The following is a 13,782-nucleotide window of genomic DNA, read 5'->3' as shown; positions in this document are numbered from 1 at the left end:
GTAAGCCGCTGGCGCGAGAGTGATAATCCCTAAGGAGTAGCCAGAATGCCCCCCTTTCGGGTGGGGCCGGGTTACGCTTGCGCTACAGGTCGATCAGGCCACGTTTGGCGGCGATCGTTACGGCGTGGGTGCGATCAGATGCGCCCAGTTTCGCGAAGATCGCCTTCATATGCGCTTTGATGGTGTCTTCGGATACGCCGAGTTTGGCCGCGATCTGCTTGTTGGAATTGCCCTGGGCGGCAAGCGAAAGAACGCTGATTTCGCGTTCGCTGGGGGCGTCCGCGACCAGATGGAGCGCGATGTCGGTGGCGACATCGGCGTCGAGATGCTTGCCGCCGGCATGAACCGACCGAATTGCCTGCAGCAATTCCTTGCGCAAGCTGTTCTTCAGCAGATACCCCGCCGCCCCGGCGCGCAGGGCGCGCAGCGCATGGGCGTCGCCGGAATAGGTGGTCAGTACGATGATGCGCGCCTTGGGAGAGCGTTCCCGGATCGCGGCGATCGCCTGGTCGCCGCTCAGACCCGGTAGTTGCAAGTCCATCAAGACGATGTCCGGCAGCAATTCGCGATATCGAACAACCGCGTCGGCACCGCTATCGGCCTCGCCCACCACCCGCATGTCGGCTTGCGTCTCGACGACCGCACGCACGCCTTCGCGCAGGAACGGGTGGTCGTCGACGACGAGAATACGGATCGGCGAGGAGAGCGGCAGACAAACGGTTCCGGGGTGAGGAGGCGAGCGCATGATCGGCGCTCTTGTCCCGTTGTTCAAGGGGCTTGCCGAAGCGGCATCAGGCCCGGGCAAGGTCGGCATAAGCGCGCACGAATGCAGCATGGGTGGCGGTCAGGTGCGCGGCCCCGGTGCAGAAGATCCACAGCTTGAGATCGAAACGGACCGGATAGGCGTTCAGCGCGGCCAGCAGGCCTCTGAGCATCGCCATCGCCACTCCGGCGGAGTCGACGACCGCAATACCGCTATCGAGCAAGCTCGGTGCAAACGATGCGGATACGGCACCCCGTCGCAGCGCTTCACTCGTCGCTGCGCTCATCGCCGTTTCCAGAACGGCGGGCGACCATGATTCGGGATCGCCCATGCCGACAAGCAGAATGGTGGAGGCGGCTACGGGCAAGCGCGGCGTCGAAAGCGCCAGGATCTCGCCAGGGGCGGCGCTGAACACGCCATCGCCGCGCAACCGCATCACCGCACCGCCGACAGCCTTGTCGAGGTGGCGCAGGCCGCCGACCGCGCCATCTGGCGACAACTCGTGCGTGAACACCCCAGCTGCGGCCAAATCGACTGCGGCGGTGACGGCATCGGTCGGCGCGACGGCAATGCCAACCCCCGCCCATTCGCCGATCGGCATCGCGTCGTTCGAGGATGTCGGGTCGTCCATATAGGAAACTCACGCGATCGGGAAAGGTTCTGGAGGTGGGGCTACCGGTAAGCGAACAAGGCCCGGTGCGGCGGAGAATGGGTGCGCAACAGCCGAATAGCTTGTACAAAAATGCGGTGTTTTGGCGTTATCGTGCGTAGTGCCGTGCGGCGAAGGTCAAGGAAATAGTCTGTTTCTTCCGTGCGATGGCGTGATGGCGCCCGGCAGCGATGCTTTACGAATGGCGTTCCCGGCGGAAGGACCCGCGCAGGCGCAGGATCCAGGCAACCACCGCATTGGTCGCCCTTTGGATGACCGAGCGGGGCCGGGCATAAGCGATCCGCCCCGGAACGGTGACGACCACCTCGGCCCCGCCACTTTCGAGATTGGACAGGGTCAGCACGGCGGCCAGCTTGTCGGCGCGCTCGCGCATGCCAGGCAGGCCGAAATGGCCCGGTTTCGCGCCCTGGGCGAGGATCCTGTCGCTAAAGCCACAGCCATTGTCGCGAATGGACAGGCGCAATACCCACCGCGCGAAGTCGAGCGAAACGATCGCCTGGGTTGCTTGCGAATGCCACAGCGTGTTGGTGAGGGCTTCGCGCGCGATCGCCGCCAGCTCATCGATGATCGGGTCGCAGAGTTTGCGGGGCAGGCCATGCTCGATAATTTCGATCGAAAGACCATCGCCGATCTGACAGGCCATTGCGTGCAGCGCCGCCTGCAGCGTAGCGCTGCTCTCCGTCCGTAAGTTGAGCACGCGATCGCGCCCTTCCAGCAAGACGTCGTCGCCCCGTTCCAGGGCCGACTCAAGCATGCGGTGCGCGCGACTACCCGGTGCCATTATGTTGCCGACGGCCTGGAACCGCAGCATCATCGCTTGCATGCCTTGCAGCAGCGTGTCGTGCAACTCGCGCGCGATCCGTTCGCGCTCGGTGACCTGCGCCGCGATCAGTCTGCGCGTGCGATCCTCGATCGCCCGTTTGCGGATGCGGTACAGCGCGGCAAGCAGCAGCAACGCGGTGGCTGCTACCGCCAGTCGGAAGAGCCACGTCTGGTAAAAGGTGGGCGCTACCGTCAGCTCGATCGAGGCTCCGCGCTGGTTCCAGACTCCGTCGGCATTGGCGGCGATCACTTGAAAGGTCCAATGCCCCGGCGCGACATTGGTGTACGTTGCCTGGCGCCGCGAGCCGGGATCGACCCAATCCTCATCGACGCCCGTCAAGCGGTAGCGAAATTGCACGCGATCCGGATCGAGCAGGCTGAGCGCGGCATAATCGATTTGCACGCGCCGCGTGCCGGCTGGGATCGCAATCTGTGCCGCGGGCGCAACCTCCTTGCCATCGGCAGTGACCGAGCGGATCAGCACTGGCGGGGGGGCAGCATTGGGTTCCAGGCGACCGGGGTCGATCCAGGCAATGCCGTGGCTGGCAGCAAGCCAGATCCGTCCATCTCCGCTGCGAATTGCGGTCGAGTAGCTTGCATCCTGCTGCGCGGCCCCCGGTACGCCGTCCGCCATTGTAAACAGGCGGTAGGCCAATGGACGTCCGTTGGACAGCGCGCTGGTGAGCGCCGCTTGCGTCGTTTGCAGAACGCCGCGCAGCCCGCTGATCCACACGATATCCCGCGCGCCGCGCGCTATGCCGGTGATGCCGACGAGCACGGGAAAGCGATCCGATGTCAAACTGCGAAACCGGTCGCCACTCCCGATGGCGAGGCCGCTGTCGCCCCCGACGAGCACCGGCCCCTGGCCCGTATCGCTTGGCACGACGATGTTGACCCTGCCGATATTGACGTCTGCTGCAATCGGTTTGCACACCGCGCCTACGCACCCGATCAGGCGGTCATCGGCGTAGAACCAACGGCCGACCGGTCCGATGAACGGGATTTCGAGCCTGCGGTCGACCGTCGGAACACCTGTGATGGGGAGCATCCGCCATCCACCCCGGTAGGGTTGCAGCACGCCTTGCCCGCGCACGGCGATCGTCGGGGTCCCGTGGCCGTCACGCGACCACGTCAACACCTTGCCGGGGAGCGCAGGCAAACCCAGCGTGACCAATCGATTGCGTTGCAAGCCGAAAAGCCTGCCGCGTTGTTCGACGATCAGCCGATTGCCATCGGCAGCGATCATTGCCGGGCCGAAGGCCAGGTGCAACACGGGATGGAGCGAGCCATCGCTTGCGGCGCGCGACAGCGTTTGCGTGCGGGTGACGACATAGATCGTCCCATCGGCCAGCGCGGTCTGCAGATAGGCTTTGTAAGGGGAGGGGCCAAAGGCATCGGCTCGCACCACGCGCGCGCGCCGAAAGCGGTCCAGTCCGAGATTGGTGCCGACCCAGATCGCGCCCTCGCGATCCTCAAACAGCGGGACCGCGGCATTGGCGCTCAGGCCCTGCCGATCTTCCCAATGTTCGACGCGGGCGGATGTGCCGACGGCAGGGGGCAGCAGGCGGCTGACACCGCCATTCCCGCCCGTCCACCAGATCGCGCCTTGGTGATCGATCAGGGCGCGTTTGATGCCGGGCGTGCCTTGCGGCAGCGAGAGCGGTTCCAGCCCGGGCAGCGGCTCTCGATCGAATGGCTTGCCAAGGCGCGACACGCCAGCCCGGGCGAGGGCGACACCGCCATTGTGCGTTCCGACCAGACTGTCGCCCGGTCGGGCCCATGCTACGGGGGTAAGGGCACGCTCACCGGGTTGGAGACGCAGGATTTGTCGGTCGGTGGTCGCCCAGATCGTGCCGTCTTGCGCCGCGACCACGCTGCCAAGCTTGCCGGGGACAATCCGGCGGTCGGCGGGAATCCAGTGCCACCGCGCACCGTCGAAGCGCGCAAGGTGCCGGGGGCCGCGCCAGAAGGCCGCCCAAATCGTCCCATCGGGACCGCGTATCAAACGGTCGACCGAGTCATTGGCCGCACCGAAGCGGGTTAGCGTTCCGTCCCGTAGACGAGCGATTTGGCCATTGTAGAAACCAAGCCACAGGTCGCCGTCTGGAGTAGCCAGCAAGGCGGTGATGTTGCGGCTGGGCAGCTTGCCGACGCGCGGACGGATTTCCTCGAAGCGGATCCCGTCGAATCGATAGAGGCCGCCGCCGGTGCCTAGCCACAGGAAACCGTCCGCCGTCTGTGCGATCGCCCAGATATCGGGCGGTGCGCCATCCTCGATTGTCCAGCTGCTGTGATGGAATTGTTCGGGCGCTCGACTTGGCCCCTGCGCGGCGACCGGCGGGAACCATGGTAGCACCAACGCCATGAGCGCCGCGAGCAACAGGACGCGGACGCGGCCGCTCATGGGCAAGGGGATGCTGTTCGGGTCACGGTGTCTGTCACGGCCGTCGCGATGCCCGATCCGTTACGCTCCCGCAATAGCGCGGCCGGAGCGCGGGTGGACGATCGTCGATCGCTGGTCGTCGATCGTCCACCCGTGTGATCAACCCAGGAGCTCAGGCGCGCACGAAGGCGAGCAGATCGGGGTTGATGACATCGGCATGGGTGGTCAGCATCCCATGCGGATAGCCCTCATAGATCTTCAGCGTGCCGTTTTGCAGCAGCTTCACCTGCAGCAGCGCGGCATCGGTATAGGGCACGACCTGATCGTCATCGCCCTGCAGCACCAGCGTGGGGACGGTGATCGCCTTCAGGTCTTCGGTCTGGTCGGTTTCGGAAAAGGCCTTGATGCCTTCATAATGGGCTTGCGCGCTGCCCATCATGCCCTGCCGCCACCAATTGTCGATCACGGCCTGGATCGTCGTTTCGTGATCGCGATTGAAGCCGTAAAATGGCCCCGCCGCGACATCGTGGAAGAAGGCTGCGCGATTGGCGGCAAGCGCGCTGCGGAAGCTGTCGAACACCTCGATCGGCGTGCCGCCGGGATTGGCGTCGGTCTTCAGCATCAGCGGAGGGACTGCGCTGACCAGCACGGCCTTGGCGACGCGGCCCTGCGGCTGGCCGAACTTCGCGACATAGCGCGCGACTTCGCCGCCGCCGGTCGAATGGCCGATATGCACCGCATTTTTCAGATCGAGATGCTCGACGACGGCGGAGGCGTCGGCGGCATAATGGTCCATGTCATGACCACCGACCGACTGCTCGGATCGGCCATGCCCGCGACGGTCATGCGCGACCACCCGGTAGCCATTGGCCAGGAAGAACAGCATTTGCGCGTCCCAATCGTCCGACGACAGCGGCCAGCCGTGGTGGAAAACGATCGGCTGGGCATCCTTGGGGCCCCAGTCCTTATAATAGATCTGGGTGCCGTCTGCGCTGGTTACATAGGCCATGATAGTCTCCGTTGGTGGGGCGAGATGGTGGCTCTCCGGAGGTTGCCACCATGCTGCGCCGGGAAAATGCGATCGGCCGGTGCCGCGGCGTTCCGACTATTGCGCGCTGGCGGGGGGCGTGGCCGGAACGGGCGTCCATTGCCAGTCCTGCGCCGACTTGCTGAGCGTCCCGATGCCAGGGAATTGCAGGTGTGCCGCCGCGATCAGATAGTGGCGCTTCGCTGCGTCGGCCATGATCGTGGCGCGCGAGCGGGAGGCGTCGGCCTGCGACAGGTCGAACTTGATGGTCACCGCAGGGTCCTTCAACTGCACTACCGCCACGTGCATCACGTCGCCCCAGATGAGCAGCGTCTTGCCGTCGCTCTCGACGCGGTAACCGGTGTGTCCCGCCGTGTGCCCGGGCAGCGACACCGCCGTCACACCGGTATCGATCGTCTCGCCCGCCCGGAACGGCTTGACGCGGCCTGCTGCGCTATAGGGCGCGAGCGAAGCGGCTGCCGCGTCGAAGGACGATTGGACCGAACCGTCGACCTTGGTCAGGTTACCCTTGTCGAGCCAGAAGTCGTATTCCGATTGCGCCATGCGGATCGTCGCATTGGGGAAGACGCGCGCGCCGCCGACCGCGAGGCCGCCGACATGGTCGGGATGCAAGTGCGTGATCAGCACTTCGTCAATATCCTCGGGCTTGTAGCCGGCCGCCTTCAGCGCGGTGATCGCGCGCCCCAGCGTAGGGCCGAAATAGCTGCCGCTGCCGCTATCGACGAGAATACGGCGCGACCCCGTGTCGATCAGATAGGCGTTGACCGAGGTCGTCTGGAGGGTGGGCGCGTTGGCGGCCGCCAGGATCGTCTTCACTTCGCCCGGCGTCCGCTCGACCAGCAATTGATCGGTGGGCAGGGCGATCGTGCCGTCGGACAGCGCGACAATGGTGAAATGGCCGAGCTTCATTTTGTAGAAATCGGCCGGAGTGGAGGCCGCCGTGGGGGCTGCGCTCTGGGCGTAAGCGACCGGTGCGACGGCCAGGCTGGCGATCACTGCGGCAGACTTCAAAAAGCGAACGGTCATGGCGTTTCATCCGATTTGCTTGATCCGGCAGGTGGATCACCGGTCGAGATTAGAAGATCGGCTTTGGCATGCCCAGCATCAAGGCGCGGACCGGCGGGATGGATCAGCTCGCGGCTGCGGTTGCCGCAACGGCGTCGGCCAGCAGCGGCGGCATCGGGCTTTGCGGGTTTGCGGCGTTCATCGCGCGGGCTCCTGACAGAAACGGTCTGCGCCTGATGCGCGCGATGTCCGCGCGCATATTGGCGATTCCCAACGTCATTTGACGCTTCCTGCCCTAACGGATCGAGGGCCTATCTGGGGTGAGCCGTCGCTTTCGCCGCGTCCGCTATCCCCGCATATATCCGGTCGAGATCGGCGTCTTCGATGCAATAAGGCGGCATCACATAGACCGTATTGCCGAGTGGGCGCAGCAACAGGTCGCGCTCGCGAAAATGCGCAAGCAGGGCGGGGGCGCGGTGCGAGAGATAGCCTGCATCCTCACGATCTTCGATATCCACCGCCGCGATCGTGCCGAGCGCACGCGGGTTGGCAAAGCCGGGGTGTGTGGCGAGGGCGTCAAGCCGCTGGCGTTGCCGCACGGCGAGCGCGGCGATGCGGTCGCGCACGGGTTCCTCGCGCCAGATGGCGAGGTTGGCGTTGGCGGCGGCGCAGGCAATCGGGTTGGCGGTGTAGCTGGACGAGTGGAAGAACATGCGCGCGCGATCCTGCGAGAGATGCGCTTCGTAGACGCCCTCGCTCGCCATCGTCACCGCCAGCGGCACCGCGCCGCCGGTCAGGCCCTTGGACAGGCAGAGGATGTCGGGGACGACACCCGCTTGCTCGCACGCCAGCAGCGTGCCGGTGCGGCCCCAGCCGGTCATCACTTCATCGGCGATGAACAAAACGCCGTGGCGCGTGCAGATCGCGCGCATCTCGGCCAGCACCCAGGCGGGGTAGAACAGCATCCCGCCCGCGCCCAGCACCAAGGGCTCGACGATGAACGCGGCGGGGGCGGAGCGGCAGGCGGCCTCCAGCGCATCGAGCGTGGCCTGCTCGCGGCCCGCAGCGGGGTAGGGGATGGTGCCGACGTCGAACAGCAAGGGCGTATAGGGCGCGTTGAACACGCCGCGCGCGCCGACCGACATCGCGCCGATCGTGTCGCCATGATAGCTATGCTCCATCACCAGGATGCGGTGGCGGGGCTCGCCGCGATTGGCCCAGAAGCCGAGCGCCATCTTCAGCGCGACCTCGACGCTGGTCGAACCCGAATCCGAGAAGAAGATGCGGGTGAGCGCGGGCGGCATGATCTCCAGCAAGCCGCGCGCGAGCGCTTCGGCGGGTTCGTGGGTCCAGCCGGCAAAGATGATCTGGTCGAGCTTGCCCGCTTGCTCGGCAATCGCGGCCATGATGCGCGGGTGGCAATGGCCGTGCGTCGTCACCCACCAGGAGGAAATGCCATCGATGATGCGGCGGCCGTCCCGGGTGAACAGCGCCGCACCTTCGCCGTGGGTGACGAGCGGGATCGGTTCGCCAAGGCCGTGCTGGGTGAAGGGGTGCCAGATCGGGGAATTGCTCATTGGAAATCGGCCACGTTGAAATGCGCGGCAAAGGCCGCTGCCAGCGTCTCCGCGTTGAGCGGATCGAGCCGGGGCAAGCGCCCGAGCCGCTTCACCCCGCCCAGTTGCACGATGGTCGCTTCGCTATCGGCATTCTCGTCGCCGACAAAGGCGACGCCGAGGATGGGCACGCCGCGCTGGCGCAGCGCCTCGATCGACAACAGGCTGTGGTTGATCGTGCCGAGCGCGGTGCGCGCGACCAGCACCGCCGGACAGCCCCAGCGCGCGAACAGATCGGCAAAGACCAGATCGCGCGTTACCGGCACCATCACGCCGCCGGCCCCCTCTACTACCAGCGGGCCGTTGACCTCGGGCGGGGTCAGCCGCAGCGGGTCGATCGTCACGCCGTCAATCTCGGCCGCGCGGTGCGGCGAGCAGGGGGTGGCGAGGCGATAGGCCTCGGGCAGGATGTGCGACGCGGGCACGCCGGAAAGCGTGGCGACGCTGTCGCGGTCGGCGCTGGGGTCGAGCCCGGCCTGGACCGGCTTCCAATAGTGGGCGTTGAGCGCACCGGCCAGCGCGGCGGCGAACACGGTCTTGCCGACATCGGTGTCGGTGCCGGTGATGACGAGGGTTTCAGGGTTCACGTGCGCGCAACTCCGACAGCGTCTCCGCCAGCGCGGCAATCTCCGCTTCGCTGACGTTGAGGGTGAGCGACACGCGCAGCCGCGCGGTGCCGGGCGGCACCGTGGGCGGGCGGATGCCGCGAATATCGAAACCGGCGGCCTGCAGCGCCGCCGCCAGCCGCATGGTGGGGGCGTCCGCGCCGATGATGAGCGGCAGGATCTGCGATCCGGTCGGGGTGACGCCACAGGGCGCGAGCGTGCGCTCGGCAAAGGCGGTGAGCGCGCTCAGCCGCTCGCGGCGATCGGGCTCGTCGGCGAGGATGCGCAGGCTCTCGCGCACCGCGCTTGCCATCAGCGGGGAGGGCGCGGTCGAGAAGATGAAGGCGCGCCCGCGATTGACCAGAAAATCGCGCATCGTGCGCGGGCCGCACAGCAAGGCGCCTTCGCAGCCCAAGGCCTTGCCGCAAGTGCGCAAGGTGATGACGTTTTCGGCACCCTCCAGATCGGCGGCGAGGCCGCGCCCGCCCGGCCCGAACACGCCGGTCGCATGCGCCTCGTCGATCAGCAGCATCGCCGCGTGCCGCGCCGCCACCGCCGCCAGATCTGCGAGCGGGGCGCGGTCGCCATCCATGCTGTAGAGGCTTTCGACCGCGATCCACGCCCGACCCGTGCCGCCGCGCCGCCGCCACTCGGCAATCGCCTGATCGACCGCGCCCGCGTCATTATGCGGCGTGGCGACGCTTTCGGCGCGGGCGAGGCGCATGCCTTCATGCGCGCTGGCATGGATCAGCGCATCATGGACGATCAGGTCGCCGCGCTGCGGCAGCGTGGACAGCAAGGCGGCATTGGCGGCATAGCCGCTGGAGAAGAACAGCGCCGCTTCACTGCCGAAAAAGGCCGCGGCCTCGGCTTCGAGCGCTTCATGCTCGGGATCGTTGCCGCGCAGCAGCCGCGACCCGCCCGACCCGATCGAAACCCCGCGCGCCAGCGCCGCCGCCACCGCGTTGCGTAAGCGCTGCGCGCGGGCGAGGCCGAGATAATCGTTGGACGAAAAATCCAGCCCGGTGCGCGGTTGCAGGCGGCGTAGCCGCGCGGCGGAGTCGAGCGTGGTCAAATCGTTTTGCTGAGCGAGCAGGAGCGTCATCGGTCGGCCTATACCAAAGCTGGCCGATGACGCAAGCGCGCGCCGTCACATTTTGCGGCTCAGCGGTTGAGCGCGCAATCCTTCGGGGCATTCACCGGATTACAGCGCGCTTCGCCACCGCCGGGCAAACGAACGACATAATTGGTGCCATAGCCATTGCCGGGCTTGTAGAAATCGGTCGAGACGACCTGTGCGCCGCTGCGGAACGCCTGATTGGCGCGTGACAGATCGTTGACCTTGGCCTCATAGGTTTCGATGTCGGCGCGTGCACGCACCAGATAGCCTTGCGCGACGCGCTCGGGGATTTCCTTAGCGCGCAGCGTGGCATTGTCCATCAGCAGGAACGCGGCATAGCTTTGCCCCGGCGTCGCGCGCAGGAAGGCCGCGCGCCCCTCCAGATTGGGGTGCCCTTCATGATAGGCGGCCAGCGCCGCTGGATCGAGCGCGGTCAGCAGCAGGAACACGAACTTACCGCGCGATTGGCTGAGCGTTGGCCAATGCTGCGCCAGCACACCCGCTTCGAGCGTCGGATAGGTACCGCGCACCTGGTCGGGGGTGACCATATGGTCGCGTCCGATCACGTCGAAGATTGTGCGGTCCATTTCGTCGAACGCCGCGCGGTCGAATTTCAGCGGGGCGGTCGATCCCGGGAAGATCGGGAGGGCGTCGCTCTTGGCCTCGACCAGGATGAAGATCGGTGCATGGTTCGGGTGCGCGTCGGACCAGCGGCGGAGCTGGGTCAGGCAGGTGCGGAACAGATTGCAGCTCGACCGCACGTCGAAATCGGCGATGTGGAAGACCTTGAGGCCGGGCTTGTCCATGTCGGTCGCATCGCGCGGCTCGATCTCGCTATCGGCAATGCCCTTCGCCTTCAGCGCGGCATAGCCCGCCGGATGGGCGTAGCGCCCGCCTTCGGGATCGTGGTTGATGTCGAGCTCAAGGCTGCGCACCCCGGCGTCGAGCTGCGCGGTCAGCGAGGGGAAGCGATAGGTCAGCCCGTCGCTCAGGCTGCCGGGATTGGGATGATATTCCTCCCACGAGCGTTTCATCTCACCGGTCATGCGGCTGGTGAAGATGGCGAGTTGCGGCCCGATCGCCGCATCGGCCATCGCCAGCAAATGCTTGTCGACACCCTGCGAATAGCTGTTGTGCGTGCCCAGCACCTGGATCTGGTTCAGCCGCAGTTCGGCGGGGCGGTCCTTGGCACCGACGGTGGCGAGCGCGGTTACGGCGCAGGTCGCGGCAAGGCCGAGACCGAGAGCGATCTTCTTCATGCCAATATCTTTCTATAGCGGAAGAGGGGCAGGGCCGACGCGCGGTTGCGCATCGGCCCCGGCAGGATCAAAATTTGAACTTCGCGTAGCCGCCAACGGTGCGATAGGCGTTAGGCGACGTGTAATGCAGCAGGCCGAGCGCGCCGTAGATCTGCCACCCGGTGGAGAAATAGGTGTTGAACAGGTTGCGCGCATAGACGCCGACCTCGACCGTGTCGTTCACCTTGGCCAAGCTGAAGCGGGTGTTGACCAGGCCATAAGCCGGCACGAAGGCATAGCTGGAATTGGGCGTCTTGGTGCCATCGGCATTGCTCACCGCCGGGGCCAGCAAGTCCCCAAGCTGTGCGCCTGTCACCGTCTGCGAATCGCTGCGATAGGCGTAATCGACATGCGCCTTCACCTTCAGGTCCGCACTGACCTCGGTGCCGTAATCGGCGTTGATCGTGGCGGACCAGCGCGGCGCGTTGGTCAGCCGCGTGCCGGTGTAATTGGCGGTCGGGCTGGCGACATAATCGGTGAACTTGGCGTCGGTGAAGGTCACCGCGCCGCCGATCGAGAAGTCGCGCGTCGGCTTCACCGCCAGCGACGCTTCGAACCCGCGCGAGCGCAGGCCCGGCGCGTTGCCGATCGCCGAGGCGAGGATGAAGCCGCCGACGCCGGTGCTGACCGGGGTGAGGATCGTCGCCTGGAAATTGGTGTATTTCGACGAATAGAGATCGAAGTTCAGGCGAACGCGGCGGTTGAGAAATTCGGACTTCACGCCGACTTCCCAGCTTTTCACCGATTCCGGATTGTACGGATCATATTTGTTGCCGACAAAGGCGACGCCGCCGGGCTTGTAGCCGGTCGAATAGGACGCATAGACCATCACGTCGGGGCTGATCGTGAATTGCGGCGCGATCCGGTAGGTAAAGCGCCCACCCTTTTTGGAGCCCGTGCGGAAGTCGGCGGTCGGCGCGTTGCTGGTCGCGATGAAGTTTGGCGTATAGCCCGCGATCGTCATCGGATCGATGTTGATGTAGCCGAGCGTCTGCCCGTTCCAATCATAATTGTAGCGCCCGCCCAGCGTAAGGCTCAGTTGCGGGGTGAAGGTGAATTTGGTCTGGCCGAACACCGCCGCCGTCTCGTTGCGGGCGTTGAACAGCACGGTATTGCCGAGCAGCTTGCCGGTGATCGGATCATTGGCACCGGTCAGCGCATACAGCGTCGGCGCGGGAACGCCGGCAGCCGAGATCAGCGGCGCGCCCAGCGTGCCCCATTGCACCTGCGTCTGCCGCGCATTGAGCTTGTTGTAGAAGCCGCCGATCAGATATTCGAAAAACTGCCCGGTCGGCGAGGCGAAATGCACTTCCTGGCTGAACTTGTTGGTCGTCAGCCGGCCGATGTTGAACGGAATGTAGGACGAGATCGTGTTCGGCAGCAGGTCCGCCGGGGTGTCGTTGCCATAGGCCGTTTCGCGATAGGCGGTGATCGAGGTCAGCGTGTTCCGCCCGATCTGATAGGTGACGTGGAGCGAGCCGCCCTTGTTGGTCGTGGCGATCGATCCGAGATAGCTGTCGGCATTGCTGGCGTTTTGCGGCCCGGGCGTGACGCCGAGCGCGATCATTTGCGCAGTGATTGCGGCCGACGGCGCATAGACCGATCCGGCCGGGCCGCCCACCGGGATGCGCACCGACGTATCGTAATGCCGGGTATATTCGCCGGCCAGGACGAATTCGAGCTGCTCCAGCGGCTGGTAGCGCAGCTTCGCGCGCACGCCATATTCATCGACCCGGCCAAGGTTACGGTTGAGCACGACATAGCGGCCCTTGCCGTCCTGCCCCTGTTCGAACGCCGACACGCGCAGCGCGGCATCGTCGCCGAGCGGAACGTTGACGGTGCCGTTGACGATGCGGTCGTTGCGTTCGCCATAGCTGCCGTAGAAATTGCCGCTGAGCTTGCCGAATTCGGGGCGGTTGGTGGTGATTGCGATCACGCCCGAAGTCGAGTTTTTGCCGAACAGCGTGCCTTGCGGGCCCATCAGCACGTCGACACGCGCCACGTCGGTCAGGCCGGTCAAGCCGTTGTCGCGCTGCGCGTCCATGACGACGTCATCGACGACGACGTTGACCGACTTGGAATTGGAAAAGTCGAACGACGTGCTGCCGACACCGCGGATCTGGAAGGCGGCACCCTGGGTCGGGTCATATTGCACGCCCGGCACGACATATTGCAGGTCGGTCAGCGAGATATAGCCGGTCTTTTCGAACGCGGCACCGCTGACCGAAGTGATCGCGATCGGCACGTCCTGCGCCTTTTCGCGGCGGCGCTGCGCGGTGACGACGATGTCTTCCAGCCCGTCGGCCGGTGCCGTGCGCGTACCTTGGCTCGCGCTGGTACCGGTGCCCGTCGTCGCGTCTTGCGCGAACGCTTGTTCAGTAACGGTCCCGGCGCACAGGATGATCGCGGCGCTGGCCAAGAGTCTGGAAAGTGAGAGCGTATGCATAGTGTA

The 13,782-nt window shown here is 65.7% G+C and carries 11 protein-coding genes; 1 reads left to right on the top strand and 10 read right to left on the bottom strand.

The window, feature by feature from the left end:
- Window positions 1-82: 82 nt before the first annotated feature.
- The 5 genes from ACP7BY_RS02005 to ACP7BY_RS01985 form a co-directional block, all read right to left on the bottom strand.
- On the bottom strand, window positions 83-745 hold the full coding sequence (locus tag ACP7BY_RS02005) for a response regulator transcription factor (protein WP_171010545.1): 663 nt from the start codon (window positions 743-745) through the stop codon (window positions 83-85).
- Window positions 746-791: 46 nt separating this feature from the next.
- Window positions 792-1,394, bottom strand: a complete 603-nt coding sequence (locus ACP7BY_RS02000; RefSeq protein ID WP_052192307.1) for a M17 family peptidase N-terminal domain-containing protein — start codon at window positions 1,392-1,394, stop codon at window positions 792-794.
- Between the two features lie 214 nt (window positions 1,395-1,608).
- Entirely contained in the window at window positions 1,609-4,659 is a 3,051-nt protein-coding gene (locus ACP7BY_RS01995; protein WP_137902917.1) for a sensor histidine kinase, read from the bottom strand.
- Window positions 4,660-4,810: 151 nt separating this feature from the next.
- Entirely contained in the window at window positions 4,811-5,647 is an 837-nt protein-coding gene (locus ACP7BY_RS01990) for an alpha/beta fold hydrolase (RefSeq protein ID WP_033964651.1), read from the bottom strand.
- Between the two features lie 96 nt (window positions 5,648-5,743).
- Window positions 5,744-6,712: an MBL fold metallo-hydrolase gene (locus tag ACP7BY_RS01985; RefSeq protein WP_137902918.1), complete on the bottom strand. Its 969-nt coding sequence runs from the start codon at window positions 6,710-6,712 to the stop codon at window positions 5,744-5,746.
- Window positions 6,713-6,780: 68 nt separating this feature from the next.
- Here ACP7BY_RS01985 and ACP7BY_RS01980 point away from each other — a divergent pair, with 68 nt between their 5' ends.
- On the top strand, window positions 6,781-6,975 hold the full coding sequence (locus ACP7BY_RS01980; protein WP_033964650.1) for a hypothetical protein: 195 nt from the start codon (window positions 6,781-6,783) through the stop codon (window positions 6,973-6,975).
- A gap of 27 nt (window positions 6,976-7,002) precedes the next feature.
- On the opposite strand, the gene ACP7BY_RS01975 is transcribed toward ACP7BY_RS01980, so the two are convergent.
- The 5 genes from ACP7BY_RS01975 to ACP7BY_RS01955 all read right to left on the bottom strand — a co-directional run bounded on the left by ACP7BY_RS01975 (window position 7,003) and on the right by ACP7BY_RS01955 (window position 13,776).
- Window positions 7,003-8,268, bottom strand: coding sequence for an adenosylmethionine--8-amino-7-oxononanoate transaminase (locus ACP7BY_RS01975; RefSeq protein WP_137902919.1), 1,266 nt, complete (start codon window positions 8,266-8,268; stop codon window positions 7,003-7,005).
- Entirely contained in the window at window positions 8,265-8,894 is a 630-nt protein-coding gene (gene bioD, locus ACP7BY_RS01970; RefSeq protein WP_033964645.1) for a dethiobiotin synthase, read from the bottom strand. Before bioD ends, ACP7BY_RS01975 begins: the two co-directional genes overlap by 4 nt.
- Window positions 8,884-10,017, bottom strand: a complete 1,134-nt coding sequence (locus ACP7BY_RS01965; RefSeq protein ID WP_137902920.1) for an 8-amino-7-oxononanoate synthase — start codon at window positions 10,015-10,017, stop codon at window positions 8,884-8,886. Before ACP7BY_RS01965 ends, bioD begins: the two co-directional genes overlap by 11 nt.
- 59 nt (window positions 10,018-10,076) lie before the next feature.
- Entirely contained in the window at window positions 10,077-11,291 is a 1,215-nt protein-coding gene (locus ACP7BY_RS01960; protein ID WP_033966756.1) for a Ca2+-dependent phosphoinositide-specific phospholipase C, read from the bottom strand.
- Between the two features lie 67 nt (window positions 11,292-11,358).
- Window positions 11,359-13,776, bottom strand: a complete 2,418-nt coding sequence (locus tag ACP7BY_RS01955; protein WP_137902921.1) for a TonB-dependent receptor — start codon at window positions 13,774-13,776, stop codon at window positions 11,359-11,361.
- Between the last annotated feature and the right edge of the window lie 6 nt (window positions 13,777-13,782).

The sequence above is a fragment of the Sphingomonas sp. PSPC2-2 genome, assembly GCF_049897725.1.
Taxonomy (GTDB): Bacteria; Pseudomonadota; Alphaproteobacteria; order Sphingomonadales; family Sphingomonadaceae; genus Sphingomonas.
This window is presented reverse-complemented; position numbering and strand designations above follow the sequence as displayed.

What these genes read in the sequence shown, in the direction of transcription:
- ACP7BY_RS01995 (WP_137902917.1), bottom strand. Translation starts at nt 4,659, where the DNA reads ATGAGCGGCCGCGTCCGCGTCCTGTTGCTCGCGGCGCTCATGGCGTTG.
- ACP7BY_RS01975 (WP_137902919.1), bottom strand. Translation starts at nt 8,268, where the DNA reads ATGAGCAATTCCCCGATCTGGCACCCCTTCACCCAGCACGGCCTTGGC.
- ACP7BY_RS01985 (WP_137902918.1), bottom strand. Translation starts at nt 6,712, where the DNA reads ATGACCGTTCGCTTTTTGAAGTCTGCCGCAGTGATCGCCAGCCTGGCC.
- ACP7BY_RS01990 (WP_033964651.1), bottom strand. Translation starts at nt 5,647, where the DNA reads ATGGCCTATGTAACCAGCGCAGACGGCACCCAGATCTATTATAAGGAC.
- ACP7BY_RS01980 (WP_033964650.1), top strand. Translation starts at nt 6,781, where the DNA reads ATGCCCAGCATCAAGGCGCGGACCGGCGGGATGGATCAGCTCGCGGCT.
- ACP7BY_RS02005 (WP_171010545.1), bottom strand. Translation starts at nt 745, where the DNA reads ATGCGCTCGCCTCCTCACCCCGGAACCGTTTGTCTGCCGCTCTCCTCG.
- ACP7BY_RS01955 (WP_137902921.1), bottom strand. Translation starts at nt 13,776, where the DNA reads ATGCATACGCTCTCACTTTCCAGACTCTTGGCCAGCGCCGCGATCATC.
- ACP7BY_RS01965 (WP_137902920.1), bottom strand. Translation starts at nt 10,017, where the DNA reads ATGACGCTCCTGCTCGCTCAGCAAAACGATTTGACCACGCTCGACTCC.
- ACP7BY_RS02000 (WP_052192307.1), bottom strand. Translation starts at nt 1,394, where the DNA reads ATGGACGACCCGACATCCTCGAACGACGCGATGCCGATCGGCGAATGG.
- ACP7BY_RS01960 (WP_033966756.1), bottom strand. Translation starts at nt 11,291, where the DNA reads ATGAAGAAGATCGCTCTCGGTCTCGGCCTTGCCGCGACCTGCGCCGTA.